At 71.3% G+C, this 13,723-nt stretch carries 13 protein-coding genes; 9 read left to right on the top strand and 4 right to left on the bottom strand.

Annotation, left to right across the window (positions count from 1 at the left end; translation table 11 throughout):
- Positions 1–118 precede the first annotated feature (118 nt).
- Together AC07EQ_RS01790 and AC07EQ_RS01785 are read left to right on the top strand one after the other, a co-directional pair.
- On the top strand, positions 119–1,135 hold the full coding sequence (locus AC07EQ_RS01790) for a cation diffusion facilitator family transporter (RefSeq protein ID WP_478386030.1): 1,017 nt from the start codon (positions 119–121) through the stop codon (positions 1,133–1,135).
- 81 nt (positions 1,136–1,216) lie between these two features.
- The gene (locus tag AC07EQ_RS01785; protein ID WP_478386029.1) at positions 1,217–2,704 is read left to right on the top strand and encodes an amidase; all 1,488 of its coding nucleotides are present in this window, start codon (positions 1,217–1,219) and stop codon (positions 2,702–2,704) included.
- A 109-nt stretch (positions 2,705–2,813) separates the two neighbouring features.
- Here the strand turns inward: AC07EQ_RS01785 and AC07EQ_RS01780 are convergent, their stop codons facing one another.
- Positions 2,814–3,614, bottom strand: coding sequence for a nucleoside phosphorylase (locus AC07EQ_RS01780; protein ID WP_478386028.1), 801 nt, complete (start codon positions 3,612–3,614; stop codon positions 2,814–2,816).
- A 185-nt stretch (positions 3,615–3,799) separates the two neighbouring features.
- Between AC07EQ_RS01780 and AC07EQ_RS01775 the strand changes: the two genes are divergently transcribed.
- Together AC07EQ_RS01775 and AC07EQ_RS01770 are read left to right on the top strand one after the other, a co-directional pair.
- A complete protein-coding gene (locus tag AC07EQ_RS01775; RefSeq protein WP_478386027.1) occupies positions 3,800–5,035 on the top strand; it encodes an MFS transporter in 1,236 nt (411 codons plus the stop codon).
- A gap of 532 nt (positions 5,036–5,567) precedes the next feature.
- Entirely contained in the window at positions 5,568–6,239 is a 672-nt protein-coding gene (locus tag AC07EQ_RS01770; RefSeq protein WP_478386026.1) for a DUF998 domain-containing protein, read from the top strand.
- Positions 6,240–6,450: 211 nt separating this feature from the next.
- On the opposite strand, the gene AC07EQ_RS01765 is transcribed toward AC07EQ_RS01770, so the two are convergent.
- Positions 6,451–6,906 carry a PPOX class F420-dependent oxidoreductase gene (locus AC07EQ_RS01765; protein ID WP_478386025.1) on the bottom strand — a complete coding sequence of 152 codons (456 nt, stop codon included), beginning with the start codon at positions 6,904–6,906 and terminating at the stop codon, positions 6,451–6,453.
- Between the two features lie 283 nt (positions 6,907–7,189).
- Between AC07EQ_RS01765 and AC07EQ_RS01760 the strand changes: the two genes are divergently transcribed.
- A complete protein-coding gene (locus tag AC07EQ_RS01760; protein WP_478386024.1) occupies positions 7,190–8,278 on the top strand; it encodes a Zn-dependent alcohol dehydrogenase in 1,089 nt (362 codons plus the stop codon).
- 223 nt (positions 8,279–8,501) lie between these two features.
- On the opposite strand, the gene AC07EQ_RS01755 is transcribed toward AC07EQ_RS01760, so the two are convergent.
- Positions 8,502–9,230: a zf-HC2 domain-containing protein gene (locus AC07EQ_RS01755; protein ID WP_478386023.1), complete on the bottom strand. Its 729-nt coding sequence runs from the start codon at positions 9,228–9,230 to the stop codon at positions 8,502–8,504.
- A gap of 50 nt (positions 9,231–9,280) precedes the next feature.
- Positions 9,281–9,844: a sigma-70 family RNA polymerase sigma factor gene (locus AC07EQ_RS01750; RefSeq protein ID WP_397526928.1), complete on the bottom strand. Its 564-nt coding sequence runs from the start codon at positions 9,842–9,844 to the stop codon at positions 9,281–9,283.
- 188 nt (positions 9,845–10,032) lie between these two features.
- On the opposite strand from AC07EQ_RS01750, the gene AC07EQ_RS01745 reads away from it, so the two are divergent.
- The 4 genes from AC07EQ_RS01745 (at position 10,033) to AC07EQ_RS01730 (ending at position 13,717) form a co-directional block, all read left to right on the top strand.
- The gene (locus AC07EQ_RS01745) at positions 10,033–10,773 is read left to right on the top strand and encodes a class I SAM-dependent methyltransferase (protein ID WP_478386022.1); all 741 of its coding nucleotides are present in this window, start codon (positions 10,033–10,035) and stop codon (positions 10,771–10,773) included.
- A gap of 68 nt (positions 10,774–10,841) precedes the next feature.
- A complete protein-coding gene (locus AC07EQ_RS01740; protein ID WP_397526926.1) occupies positions 10,842–11,933 on the top strand; it encodes a FecCD family ABC transporter permease in 1,092 nt (363 codons plus the stop codon).
- Positions 11,934–12,722: an ABC transporter ATP-binding protein gene (locus AC07EQ_RS01735; protein ID WP_478386021.1), complete on the top strand. Its 789-nt coding sequence runs from the start codon at positions 11,934–11,936 to the stop codon at positions 12,720–12,722.
- Positions 12,719–13,717, top strand: coding sequence for an ABC transporter substrate-binding protein (locus AC07EQ_RS01730; RefSeq protein ID WP_478386020.1), 999 nt, complete (start codon positions 12,719–12,721; stop codon positions 13,715–13,717). Before AC07EQ_RS01735 ends, AC07EQ_RS01730 begins: the two co-directional genes overlap by 4 nt.
- Positions 13,718–13,723 lie beyond the last annotated feature (6 nt).

The raw sequence follows: 13,723 nt of genomic DNA, 5'->3' as shown, positions 1-13,723 counted from the left end.
CTATGGCTTTCCGCAAAAGGCATTCTCCTGCAACTGATTCCCAGTAGCAGCGTTGTCGCATGCCTGGTCGGAGGCCTATCGTTCGGGGTGCCCCGCTCGCCGGACCGGAGGAGGTCACGTGGGTTCCGGGAAGCCTCCGCACCACGGCCACGGCCACGGACATGGACACCGCAGCGCTTGGGCGGGGTTGAAGCACGCGGTGACGCCGCACAGCCACGACGCCGCCGACGCCGTCGACGGACCGCTGGCGGCCAGCCGCAAGGGCATGCGGGCGCTGTGGATCTCCTTCGCGGCGCTGCTGGTCACCGCCATCGGGCAGGCCGTGCTGGTGGCCCTCACCGGCTCCGTCGCGCTGCTCGGCGACACCCTGCACAACTTCGCCGACGCGCTGACCGCGGTGCCGATCGCGGTCGCCTTCCTGCTCGCCCGGCGCGCGGCGACCCGCCGCTTCACCTACGGGCTCGGCCGCGCCGAGGACCTCGCCGGACTCGTCGTGCTCGCGGTGATCGCGGCGTCGGCAGCGCTGGCGGGCTGGGAGGCGATCCGGCGGATGGTCGACCCGCAGCAGGTAGATCACCTGGGCTGGCTCGCGGCCGCCGGGCTGCTGGGCTTCGCCGGCAACGAGCTGGTCGCCCGCTACCGCATCCGGGTGGGCCGGGAGATCGGCTCGGCCGCCCTGGTCGCCGACGGGCTGCACGCGCGCACCGACGGTTTCACCAGCCTCGCCGTGCTCGGCTCGGCCGGTGGCGCCGCGCTGGGCTGGCGCTGGGCGGATCCCGCGATCGGGCTGCTGATCACGGCGGCGATCGCCGTGGTGCTCTGGGGCTCGGCGAAGGAAGTCCTCGGCCGGGTCCTCGACGCGGTGGATCCGGAGCTGGTCGGCCGGGCGGAGCTCGCGCTGGCCGGTGCGCCCGGGGTGCGCGCGGTGGGCGGGCTGCGGATGCGCTGGATCGGCCACGAACTGCACGCGGAGGCCGATCTGGACGTCGCCCCGGAACTCAGCCTCGCCGACGCGCACCGCGTCGCGCACGACGCCGAGCACCGCCTGCGGCACGCCCTGCCGCGACTCGGCGGCGCGACGATCCACGCCCACCCGGCGGGCGCCGAGCACGAGCTGGTCGCGCACCACCACTGATCCCGTTGTCACCCGGGAAGATCTACCGCCGCCCGCGGTCTCCTGCGTAGCCTCGCCTGGTCCGCGACGTGGGAGGTAGCGATGGCCGTGCCGGATCCCGATCGGGCCGAACTGCAAGCCGCGGCAGCCGAACTGGGGCTGGAACTGGACGACGCGACAACGGATTCGTACCTGGCGCTCATCGCGGCGAACGTCGAGGCGTACCGCGTGGTGGACGCGTTCGAGGAGCCCGTCGCCGAAATCCCGCAACGGCAGTGGAGCGAACCCGGCGACAATCCGTTGGGCGCGTGGTACGCGCGCACCGAGCTGCGCACCCGCGACGACGGGCCGCTGGCGGGCCGCACCGTCGCGCTCAAGGACAACATCTGCCTGGCCGGGGTGCCGATGATGAACGGTTCGTCGACGCTGAAGGGCTACGTCCCGGACGTCGACGCGACGGTGGTGACCCGGCTGCTCGACGCGGGCGCCACCATCGCCGGGAAGGCGCACTGCGAGTTCCTCTGCTTCTCCGGCGGCTCGCACACCGGCGCCGACGGGCCGGTCCGCAACCCGCACAAGCCGACGCACTCCGCCGGCGGCTCCTCCTCGGGCTCGGCGGCGCTGGTCGCCGCGGGCGAGGTGGACGTGGCCATCGGCGGCGACCAGGGCGGTTCCATCCGGATCCCGTCGTCGTGGTGCGGCGCGGTCGGGATGAAGCCGACGCACGGCCTGGTGCCCTACACCGGGATCATGCCGATCGAGGCCACCATCGACCACGCCGGGCCGATCACCGCCAACGTCGCCGACAACGCGCTGGTGCTGGAGGCGATCGCGGGCCCGGACGGGCTCGATCCGCGCCAGACCGCAACCCGCACCGACAGCTACACGCGGGCGCTCACCGGTGATTGCGGTGGCCTGCGCATCGGCCTGGTGCGCGAGGGATTCGGCACGGCCGGCGCCGAATCCGACGTGGACGAGGCGGTCCGCGAGGCGGCGGGCGTGCTGGCCGGGCTGGGCGCGAAGGTCGCGGAGGCATCGGTGCCGTTGCACAGCTCGGGAGTGGCGATCTGGAGCCCGATCGCCCTCGAAGGGGCCGTGTGGCAGATGCTGCTGGGCAACGGGTCCGGCATGAACTGGCGCGGCAAGTACGTGACGAGCCTGATGACCGCGATGCGCGGCTGGCAGGACCGGGCCGACGAGTTCAGCGAGTCGCTGAAGGCGTCGATGCTGGCCGGGAACCTGTTCCGGCGCCGCTACGGCGGCACCACCTACGCTAAGGCGCAGAACCTGGCCCGCGTCCTGACCGCCGCCTATGACGCGGCGCTGGCGGAGTTCGACGTGCTGGTCATGCCGACGCTGCCGATGAAGGCGACGCCGCTGCCGACCGCGGACGGCCCGCGCGAGCTGATCGTGCGGCGCTCGTTCGAGATGATCGGCAACGTCGCGCCGTTCGACGCGACCGGCCACCCGGCGCTGAGCCTGCCCTGCGGGACCGGCGACGGCCTGCCGATCGGCATGATGCTCATCGGCCGCCACTGGGACGAAGCGACGCTCTACCGCGTCGCCCACGCCTACGAAAACGCCGCCTGACCCGCAGCCGAGGCGGTTCCTCGAGGAGGCTCGGCACTTGCTCTGGCGGCGATTTCGCGCGAAATCGCCAACCACCGGCCACCGGATGCCTTCGGGCCGAGGTGCTTCCTCAGGAGCCCGAAAGCAGGTCTTGCTCGCCGGAGTCCTGCCCGGTGAGGATGGTGGCCGCGATCGCCGCGACCCGCACGACGTCCAGCTGCGGATCGCGGTACTCCTCCAGCCACGCGTCGGTGGCGCGGTTGGCGTGCACCGCGAGGACCGCTCCGACCGACAGGCCGACCGCGCGCCCGACGGCGAGCACGGTTTCGGCCTCCATGTCCATTCCGTCGACGCCGGACCGCTCGACCTCGCGGATGCGTTCCGCGGCGCGGTCCTCCCAGCGCGCCAGCGGCCGGCCCTGGCCGAGGTAGTAGGAGTCGGTCGACAGCACGGTGATCGGCCGCGACGGCCGGGCGAGGTGCCGGGCGGCAGTGGCCAGCGCCTCAGCGACGGCCGGGGTGGGCACCGCGTCCCCGTCCGGTAAGTAGTGGCGCGCCGCGCCGCTCTCGCGCCGGGCGCGCCGCACGATGCCGAGCGTGCCGGGCTCGATCTCCGGGCGCATCGCGCCCATGCCTCCGATGCGGATCACCGTGCGCACGCCCAGCCCGGCCAGTTCCACGAGCGCGATCTCGGTGGACGGGCCGCCGATCCCGGCCGAGCAGACGCCGATCTCGACGCCGTCGAAAAGCCCGGTTCCGGCGCGGAATTCCCGGTTCTGCCCGAGGACGTGGAAGGAGCTCAGCACCTCGGCGGCGAGGTCCACCCGCGCCGGATCGCCCGGCAGCAGGCAGATCTCCGGCAGGTCCCCGCGGCGGCACGGGAGGTGCGGCGGCCGGTCGCCGTCCCAGGGGTCCGCGGTTCGGCGCGCCATGAGCTGTCCTCCGAAATGCGTCGTATGTCCAATATGGACTGTCCAAGCCGGAGTGATGAGCGCCTCGTCGGGAGCCCTCGGCCTTTACCCGCCGGGAAGTCCGGTGGATGCTGATGCCCGGCATCCGCACGGCGAAATCTAGCACCGCAACGCGCCGTGCCCTTCCGCAGACCAGGAGTCGTCGAATGGGCCGACAGGTGACGCCTGCCCGCGAACAGGGCAGTTCCGATGAGCGACCGAGCCGCTACGCGAAGCAGGCGATGGTCGCATCCGCGGTCGGCTACGGCATCGACGGGATGGACAACCTCATCCTCGGCGTCGCGCTGACCGCGATCAGCCTCGACGTCGGGCTGTCCCAGACCGAGGCGGGCTCGCTGGCCACGGTGACGCTCATCGGTGCGGTGCTCGGCGGCGTGCTGTTCGGCATCCTGGGCGACTACTTCGGCCGGGTCCGGACGCTGACCTGGTCGGTGATCCTGTTCGCGGTGTTCACCGGCCTCACCGCGCTGGCGCAGGGACACCTCGACCTGGCGATCTACCGGTTCATCGCGGGAGTCGGGCTCGGCGGCGAGTTCGGCGTGGGCATGGCGCTGGTCGCCGAGACCTGGCCGGCGAAGATGCGGGCGCGGGCCACGTCGCTGGTCGGCGTCGGAGGCCAGGCGGGCGTGCTGATCGGCACGCTGGCGGCCGGGCCGATCGTGACCGCGTGGGGCTGGCGGACGCTGTTCGTGATCGGCGCGATCCCCGCGTTGATCGCTTTCGTGCTCCGCAACCGGCTCGCCGAACCGGAGGCGTTCACCAAGATCGAGCGCGAACGGCGGCGCTTCCCGCTGCGGCTGCTGTTCGCCGACGCTCGGACGACGCGGTCGAGCATCGCGCTGCTGGTGCTGTGCTCGGTGCAGACCTTCGGCTACTACGGCATCATGACCTGGCTGCCGACCTACCTGTCCAAGCAGTTCGGCTTCAGCCTCACCAAATCCGGCACCTGGACCGCGGTGACGGTGCTGGGCATGGCCGCTGGCATGTGGATCTTCGGGCAGCTCGCCGACCGGATCGGCCGCCGCCGCACGTTCTGGATCTTCCAGGCCGGGGCGATCCTGTCGGTGCTGGGCTACAGCCAGCTCACCGATCAGTACGCGCTGCTCGTCGGCGGTGCGGTCATGGGCGTGTTCGTCAACGGCATGCTCGGCGGCTACGGGGCGCTGATGGCCGAGCTGTACCCGACGGCGGCGCGTGCGACCGCCGAGAACGTGCTGTTCAACCTCGGGCGCGCGGTCGGCGGGTTCGCGCCGATCGTGTTCGCGCTGATCGCCCAGTCGTCCAGCTTCGCGGTCGCCATCGCCTTCCTGGCGGTGCTGTACGCGGCGGACATGCTGGTGATGTTCCTGCTACCGGACCGCAAGGGCGAAGCCCTCCAGTAACACCCGAACCGATTCAATGAGGTTTTTCCAGCCTCGTTTTGCGTGGCGGTGCGGGTGGCGGCCCCCCTGCGGGAGTTACAGCGCCCGCCTGGACTGTGGGTGCCCAGCCTTATGTATGCCAATACACGGCGGCTGGGCCGTCCTCGCCAGGCGAACGCTGAGAACCCGCGGCGGTGCCGGTGTCGTAGGTGGGCTATGCGCCTGCGGCGCATGCGACACCTCATCGACGTACGGCTTCGGGACCGCAGCCGCGGACCGACCAGGATGAAAAACGCTCAATGGAAATTGCGGGAGTTGTCCACAGGCGTCGGCGTGTCGGGAGGCGGCACATCGGAGTCCGGAAGTTTCGTTGCGGCGGTTTGATCCCGTCGCTCCTGGTCGGGGCGAATGAGTGGGGTGGACTGGCGCTCGTGAGCGGGGATTCCGGTTAGAACCGGAAGAATCACTCACGAGCCCTCTCCAGCGCGCACGACGCCGTGGGCCTGGCCAGGATGTTCATTGAAATTGCAGCACCGGCGTAGGCTGTGCCGCCATGGCGGGGATTCGGCGCTTCGAGCGGGTGTTGCTCGGTTGCGGCGCGGTCGGCGCGGTGCTGTTCGTCGTGCTGTTCCTGGTGGAGGGCGCGTTCCGGGCGGGCTACAGCCCGCTGCGGCATCCCGTGAGTTCCCTGTCGATCGGGGAGTCCGGCTGGATGCAGGCGGTGAACTTCATCGTCACCGGCCTGCTGGTCCTCGCCTTCGCCACCGGACTGCGGCCCGCGCTGCGGCGGCTGGGCGGTGGCCGCTGGGCACCGGTGCTGATCGCGCTGGTGGGAGTCGGGCTGATCGGCGCCGGATTCTTCGCGACGGACCCGATCAGCGGCTACCCGCCGGGCACGCCGCCGGTGACCGCCGTGCGAAGCACGCACGGTGTGCTGCACGACCTTTTCTCGACACCGGTGTTCACGGCGCTGCCCGCGGCTTGCTGCGTGGTCGGCTACCGCCTCGCCCGCACCGGTCATCGGGCTTGGGCCGCCTACTCGATCGGCACCGCGGTCGTGTTCCTCATCGGGTTCGCGCTGGCCGGCGCCGGGTTCGCCCAGAATCCGGTGCTCATGCCGGTCGGCGGCCTCCTCCAACGCCTGACGCTCGTCGTCGGCTTCGGCTGGCTCGCGGCCCTCGCGATCTCCCTCCCACACCTCCGAGGGACGCCCGCCCCCGTGTGACACGCCTCCCGGTCCTGCCGGAAATCACGCCGATGCGCACCGGGGTCTCGTTCTTCCGCAATTTCAATGGAAATCGGACCTCTGATTTCCATTGAAATTGCGGAAGTTGTCCACAGGCACCGGCGTGTCGTGGTGCGACACACCGGTGGTCCGCGGTTTCAATTGAAACTGCGGCGAGAGAGTGAACCAGCGCAGCGGTTTGGGTTCGCCGTCAGGCGAGGCGGGGCGGGAAGCCGCCGGTGGCGATCGGGCCCCAGCGCTCGATGTGGATGCGGATCAGCGACTTGCCCTGCCGGGCCATCGCCTCGCGGTACTCCGCCCAGTCCGGGTGCTCGCCGGAGATGCACCGGAAGTACTCGACGAGCCCGTCGAGCGCGTCGGGCATGTCCAGCACCTCGGCGCGGCCGTCGACCTGCACGTACGGGCCGTTCCACTCGTCGGATAGCACGCAGATCGACACCTGCTGATCGCGGCGGGCGTTGCGGGTCTTGGCCCGCTCCGGGTAGGTCGACACCACGATCCGGCCCTCGGTGTCCACCCCGCAGGTCAGCGGGGACATCTGCGGGCGGCCGTCGGAGCGGGTGGTGACCAGGACGCCCCGATGCCGGGGCCGCAGGAACTCCAGCAGCGCTTCGCGGTCGACTCGATCGGCGCGGGCGATCGCCATGGGTTCGCTCCCCACATCCGGCGGCAAGGTCTGGCACAAGCCTAGTGGCCGGGTACGACCCCCGCGTGCGGCGTTGTGGAAGCCGCGTTCGACGGGTGACAATGCGGCACCCGACCGGGAGGCACGGATGCCATTCGCGACCACCGACGACGGAATCCGCCTGCACTACGAGGAAACCGGCACCGGCGTGCCGCTCGCACCCGAGCAGTCGTTGACACCCCGGTCGATCCCGGGTTAGAAGGAGATTCCAGAAAACCCCTCCGCGTTCACGGCAGGAGACACCATGCAGTGCAAGGCCGCAGTGCTGGAGACCGCCCCCGGACCGCTCGTGATCAGCGACGTCGACCTCGATTCGCCCGGCCCGAACGAGATCCTGATCCGCACCGCCGCGGCCGGGGTGTGCCACTCCGACCTGCACTTCATGGAGGCCAAGTACCCGCATCCGCTGCCCGTGGTGCTCGGCCACGAGTCGGCCGGGGTGATCGAGGCGGTCGGGTCGGCGGTCACCGGCCTGGCGCCCGGCGACCACGTCATCACCTGCCTGTCGGTGTTCTGCGGGCACTGCGAGTACTGCACCACCGGCCGGCCGAACCTGTGCACCAAGGAGGACGTGGTGCGCCCGGCCGACGGCCCGCAGCGGCTCAGCCGCGGCGGCGAGCCGATGCACCAGTTCCTGAACACGTCGAGCTTCGCCGAGCACATGCTGGTGCACGAGCACGCGGCGGTGAAGATCCGGCCGGACATGCCGCTGGACAAGGCGGCGCTGATCGGCTGCGGGGTGACCACGGGGCTCGGCGCGGTGTTCAACACCGCCGGGGTGCGGCCGGGGGAGACCGTGGCGGTGATCGGTTGCGGCGGGATCGGGCTCGCCGCGATCCAGGGCGCGGCGATCGCCGGCGCGGGCCGGGTGATCGCCGTCGACCGCCTGCCGGGAAAGCTGCGCCTAGCGGCGAAGTTCGGCGCCACCGATGTGGTCGATGCGTCCGATGTGGACGCCGTGCAGGCGGTGCTGGAGCTGACCTCCGGCGGCGTGGAGCACTCCTTCGAGGCGGTCGGGCTGGCCAGCGCCGCCGAGCAGAGCTTCCAGATGCTCCGGCCCGGCGGCACGGCGACGATCATCGGCATGATCCCGTTCGGGGAGAAGATCTCGCTGGACGGCTACTCGTTCCTCCGCGAGCGCAAGATCCAGGGCTCGACGATGGGCTCGAACCGCTTCCGCGTCGACATGCCCCGCTACGTCGACATGTACCTCTTGGGAAAGCTCGACCTCGACTCGATGATCAGCGGCACGACCACGCTGGCCGGCATCAACGAGGCCTACGAGAACCTCAAGCGGGGCGAGGTCGCCCGCCAGCTCATCACCTTCGGCTGACGGCTCCGTTCGTGGAGCGACGTTTCCGCATGCCCGGGGCCGTGAGTCTTCTGGGCGGCTATAGCAGCCCAAAAGACTCACGGCCCCGTGGCCAGGGGGCCTGCGCGTTCGCCGAGGTGCTGGGTGTCCCGCTGGTCGAATTCCTCGGCGACCACGGTGGTTTCCTGGATCCGGGTGGCGAACCGGAGTCCTCCGGCGGATTCTCGCCGACGATGCGTAGTGCTCAGCCCGCTCGGCGGTAGCCCGTCGGGCCCAGGTGGCGGTGGTTCTCCGCTCTCGGGCCGGGCTCGTGGTCTTCAAGTGCCTCCGCGGTCGTGGTCGTGCGCGGGTTCTGCGCGTCTCCTGGGCGCGGGCGCCAGCGCGACAGGTCGCGGCGCACCACGAGCAGCAGCACCAGGCCCACGACGAGCAGGCCGTGGGAGAGCAGGCGGGTGGCGGGGACCGCGTTGTTGATGACGTCGAAGACGCTGAAACCGCCCAGCACCAACAGGAACGCGGCCATCACCGGCAGCAGGCCGGTGCTCGCGCGGACCCGCCAGGCCGTCCACAGCATGCCCAGGCCGAGCGCCAGGTTCCACGCCGTGCTCTCGTTGAGCAGGTGCCCGGTCATGACGTCGCCCATGCCGTGGCCCGCGAAGTGCGTCACGCCCAGCACCTGCGCGATGCCCAGCGCCACCTGGCACAGCGCGACGGCCGCGAGCAGCACCCGCGGCCACCGGCGCGCGACGGGGGCGCGCATCGTGCGGGCGGCGTCGAGCACGGAATGCGCGAGGTCCGGTGTCCGTTCGACCGGGCGGACCCGCAGCGCTCGGTTCAACTCCGCCGCGCGCTGCTGCCAGGACCGGCAACCGGCGCATTCCGCGAGGTGGCCCTCCAGCCGGTCATCGGGCACTGGCGCCGGCTCGCCGTCCAGTCTCGCCGACAGCGCCTCGCGGTACGTGTAGCAGTCCACGTCCATACTGTCGCTCGAAGGGCGGCCGGAGTTCCCGGCGGGTTGATGCTTCAACCGGTTCCTTCCGACTGCTGCGCGGTCTTCTCGAGCAGCTGCTCCCGCGCGCGAGCGACCCGGGACCGCACGGTGCCGATCGGGCAGCCGCAGACCTCGGCGGTTTCCTGGTAGGACAGACCCAGCACCTGGGTGAGCAGCAGTGCCTCGCGGCGTTCGCCGTCGAGCTCGTCCAGCAGCATGTTCAGCTCGACGATGCCCTCGAAACCCGCTCGCTCGCCCGCGCCCCGGTCGGCCGCGGCGGCCCAGTCGGCCCCGGCGTCGGTGCGGGGCCGGGAACGCTCGTAGCGCACCTGGTCGACGACCACGCGCCGCGCGATGGACAGCAGCCAGGTGCGCGCCGAGGAACGCCCGGAGAACCGGCGGATGCTCTTGAGCGTCCGCAGGTAGGTCTCCTGCGCGAGGTCGTCGGCGAGGTGAACGCCGGCGAGGTGGGCGATGAAGCGCCACACGTCGCGCTGGGTGCCCCGGATGAATCCCTCCAACGCGCCGCGATCACCTGATCGCGCCGCCAGCGCCAGTTTGGTCAGGCGGGCGTCCTCGGCCTCCGAGCGACTCATAGCCCGGCAGGCTAGTAGGCCGCTGACGCTGTGAGTACGGGCGCCTGCGCGGTGTGCCCAGGAGCACAGGCCCCTTGCAGGATGTTCCCAGTCGACGGGAAATTTCACGTCCGGCGGCGGGAACCGCGGGCGCCCCCGGTCCGACAGGTGTGTCGACGGCGCGCATCGATTCGAGGAGGACCGCCGGGATGGCCTGGTACGCGGACGACGAGTTGTGGTCGGTGTTCTCGCCGGTGATGTTCTCGCCCGAGCGGGCCGCGTTGGCGGCCGAGGTGGTGGCGGACTCGCCGCTGTTCGACTTCCCCGCCGGGGCGCGGGTTCTCGACCAGTGCTGCGGGATCGGGTTGTTCACGGTCCCGATCGCACGCCGCGGATATCCGGTGACGGGCGTCGACCTGAGCCCGTTGCTGCTGGCGCAGGCGGAGAAGGCGTGCGCGGATGCGGGCGTGCGGGCCCGGCTGGAGCGTTCGGACGTGCTGGATTACGTGCGGCCGGGCGAGTTCGACGTGGTGCTGAACCTGTTCACATCGTTCGGCTACTTCGACGACCCGGAGCGGAACCTGCAGGTGCTGCGCAACGCGCACGCGTCGTTGGCGCCGGGCGGGCAGCTGCTGGTCGACGTGCTCGGCAAGGAGATCTACGCCGGTTGGGTCGGGCCGCCGAAGGTGGTGGAGCTCGACGACGGCATGGTCGTCATGCGCGACACCGTCTTCGACGGCTGGACCCGGTTCCGGACCGACTGGACGCTCGTGCGCGGCGAAACGGCGAAGCACGCGTCGATCACCTGCTTCGTCTACAGCGCGGCGGAGCTGATCGCGCTGTTCGAGGCGGCGGGCTTCGCGGACGTCGAGTGCTTCGGCGGCTTCGGCGCGGAACCCTACGACAACCACGCGAAGCGGTTGGTGGTCCGCGGGATCCGGCGCGATTGATCTCCCCGGGAACTTCGAGCGCTGACCGCCCGACTAACGGGACGACGGATTCGCCAGGAGGATGCCGAATGCAGCAGGGCCGGGACGTATCGACGGTCGAAGCATCCCGCCCGCCCGCGCGAAGCGGCCGGGCGCGGCTGTTCGCGGTCGTGCTCGTGCTGTCGGCGGTGCTGGTCGCGTCGGTGCTGGCGGGCATCGCGCTGGGGCCGACGGTGGTGGCGCCGGACGAGGTCGTGCGCTACCTCCACGCGGCGCTGACGGGCGGCACGATCCGCTCCGACGAGGTGACCGGCTACAGCATCGTCTGGCAGGTCCGCACGCCGCGGGTGCTGCTGGCGGTGGTGGTCGGCGCCGGGCTGAGCGTCGTCGGGGTGGCGATCCAGGCGATGGTGCGCAACGCCCTGGCCGATCCGTTCGTGCTGGGCATCTCGTCGGGGGCGTCGGTGGGTGCGACGGCGGTGGTCGTGTTCGGGGTGTTCGCGAGCCTCGGTGTTTACGCGCTGTCGGTGGCGGCGTTCCTCGGTGCGTTGGCCGCATCGGTGCTGGTCTACGCCGCCGCGAGCAGTCGCGGCGGGATGACCCCGCTGCGGCTGGTGCTCATCGGGATCGCGCTGGCGTACGGGTTCCAGGCCGTGATGAGCGTGCTGGTCTTCCTCGCGCCCAACGGCGACGCCGCGCGGACGGTGCTGTTCTGGCTGCTGGGCAGCCTCGGCGCGGCGAACTGGGGATCGCTGCCGCTGGCGGCGACCGCGGTGCTGGTGTGCGTGGTGGTGCTGAGCCGCCACAGCCGCTCGCTGGACGTGCTGTCGATGGGCGACGAGACGGCGGCGAGCCTCGGGGTGGATGCGGTGGCGCTGCGACGCTGGCTGTTCCTGCTGACATCCGCGGTCACGGGCCTGCTCGTCGCGGTCAGCGGCGCGGTGGCGTTCGTCGGGCTGGTGATGCCGCACCTGGTCCGGATCGTCGTCGGCTCCAGCCATCGCCGGGTGCTGGCGGTGGCGCCGCTGGCCGGGGCGTGCTTCCTGGTGTGGGCCGACCTCGTCTCGCGCACCCTGTTCGCCCCGGAGGAACTCCCGCTGGGCGTGATCACCGCGCTGGTGGGCGTGCCGGTGTTCATCACCCTGCTGCGGCGCCGCGGATACCTGTTCGGGGGCCGGTAGATGGAGTTGCGCTTGGACGGGGTGGCGGTGGAGATCGCCGGCCGGACGCTGGTCGGCGGCCTCGACCTCGACGTCCACAGTGGAGAGATCGTCGGGCTGCTCGGTCCCAACGGCAGCGGGAAGTCCACCGCGCTGCGCTGCGTCTACCGGGCGCTGCGCCCCACCGCCGGGGCGGTGCTGCTCGACGGCGCGGACGTGGCCGGGATGGCGCCGCGCGAGAGCGCCCGGTCGATCGCCGCGCTCACTCAGGAAAGCCGCGGCGAACTGGACTTCACGGTGGCGGAAGTCGTCGCCCTCGGCCGCACCCCGCACCTGCGCGGCAACCAGGCCCTCAGCGAGCGGGAGCACGAGCTGTGCCGGCAGGCGATGGAGCGGGCCGACATCGTGCACCTCGCCGACCGCGGCGTGCTCGGCCTCTCCGGCGGCGAGCGGCAGCGGGTGCTGATCGCGCGGGCGCTGGTGCAGGAGCCGCGCGTGCTGGTGCTCGACGAGCCGACCAACCACCTGGACGTGCGCCACCAGGTGGAACTGCTGTCGTTCCTGCGCTCTTCGGGGCTCACCGTGCTCGTCGCGCTGCACGACCTCAACCTCGCCGCGAGCTGTTGCGATCGCCTGGCGGTGCTCTCCGGCGGCTCGCTGGTCGCCACCGGAAGTCCGGTCGACGTCCTCACCGCCGAGCTGATCCGCCGGGTGTTCGGCGTGGAGGTCACTGTCGTGACCCATCCGCGCACCGGCGCGCCGCAGCTGCTCTACGACCTCAGCGCCGACTACGAAGGGACCCGATCATGATCCGATCCGCGAAGCGGCGGTCGCTGGCAGTGCCGCTGGTCGCGGCGCTGCTGGCCACCGGTTGCGGCGCGTCGGTGGAACCGGCGGCCCAGAACGGCCCGGCGCCGGTCACGGTCACCAACTGCGGCGTGCCGGTGCCCTATCCGCGCCCGCAGCGGCCGGTGTCCTACGACGTCAGCGGCACGGAGAAGATGTTCGCCCTGGGGCTGGCGGACCGGATGCGCGGGTACGTGATGAACGCGCAGGCCGAGCCCTCGATCGCCGGTTCGCCGTGGCGGGACGACTACGCTCGCGTGCCCAGGCTCGGGACCTCGCGGATCACCCGGGAGATCGTGGTGGACGCCCAGGCCGACTGGGTGCTGGCCGGCTGGGGTTCGGGGTTCAGCGAGGAACGCGGCATCACCCCGCAACTGCTCGGCCAACTGGGCATCCGCAGCTATGTGCACACCGAAACGTGCTGGGACTACGGCGACAAGCAGCCGGTGCCGCCGCTGGAGGCGCTCTACGCGGACCTGCACAACCTGGGCCGGATCTTCGGCGTCGAGCAGCGGGCCGCCGAACTCGTCTCCGAGCTGCGGGGACGCATCTCGAAGGTGAAGGGGAGCGGCCCGGTCGTCGGCGAACCCGTCCCGGTCTTCGTCTACGACTCGGGTGCGGACCAGCCCTACACCGCGGGCCGGTACGCGGCGCCGACCGACATCATCGCCGCGGCGGGCGGGCGGAACGTGCTCGCCGACGTGGGGAAGGGCTGGACGACGGTCGGTTGGGAGTCCGTCGTCGCCGCGAAACCCGAGGTGATCGTCATCATCGACTACGCGGGGCAGTCCGCGGCGGAGAAGCAGGCGTTCCTCGAATCGCTGCCCGCGATGCGGTCGGTGCCCGCAGTGCAGCAGAAGCGCTACTTCGTGCTGTCCTACGGGGACGCCGTCAGCGGGCCGCGCAACGTCAAGGGAGCCGAAGACCTCGCCGCCTACCTGCGTTCGATCGGGCGGTGAGGCCGT

Source organism: Saccharopolyspora sp. NPDC045839 (genome assembly GCF_056431645.1).
The sequence above is the reverse complement of the archived record's forward strand: the minus strand, read 5'-3'. Positions and strand labels throughout refer to the sequence as shown.

Coding starts and splice junctions, on each gene's coding strand:
- AC07EQ_RS01740 (WP_397526926.1), top strand. CDS start 10,842: ATGCAGCAGGGCCGGGACGTATCGACGGTCGAAGCATCCCGCCCGCCC.
- AC07EQ_RS01780 (WP_478386028.1), bottom strand. CDS start 3,614: ATGGCGCGCCGAACCGCGGACCCCTGGGACGGCGACCGGCCGCCGCAC.
- AC07EQ_RS01765 (WP_478386025.1), bottom strand. CDS start 6,906: ATGGCGATCGCCCGCGCCGATCGAGTCGACCGCGAAGCGCTGCTGGAG.
- AC07EQ_RS01750 (WP_397526928.1), bottom strand. CDS start 9,844: ATGAGTCGCTCGGAGGCCGAGGACGCCCGCCTGACCAAACTGGCGCTG.
- AC07EQ_RS01735 (WP_478386021.1), top strand. CDS start 11,934: ATGGAGTTGCGCTTGGACGGGGTGGCGGTGGAGATCGCCGGCCGGACG.
- AC07EQ_RS01730 (WP_478386020.1), top strand. CDS start 12,719: ATGATCCGATCCGCGAAGCGGCGGTCGCTGGCAGTGCCGCTGGTCGCG.
- AC07EQ_RS01745 (WP_478386022.1), top strand. CDS start 10,033: ATGGCCTGGTACGCGGACGACGAGTTGTGGTCGGTGTTCTCGCCGGTG.
- AC07EQ_RS01775 (WP_478386027.1), top strand. CDS start 3,800: ATGGGCCGACAGGTGACGCCTGCCCGCGAACAGGGCAGTTCCGATGAG.
- AC07EQ_RS01785 (WP_478386029.1), top strand. CDS start 1,217: ATGGCCGTGCCGGATCCCGATCGGGCCGAACTGCAAGCCGCGGCAGCC.
- AC07EQ_RS01770 (WP_478386026.1), top strand. CDS start 5,568: ATGGCGGGGATTCGGCGCTTCGAGCGGGTGTTGCTCGGTTGCGGCGCG.
- AC07EQ_RS01760 (WP_478386024.1), top strand. CDS start 7,190: ATGCAGTGCAAGGCCGCAGTGCTGGAGACCGCCCCCGGACCGCTCGTG.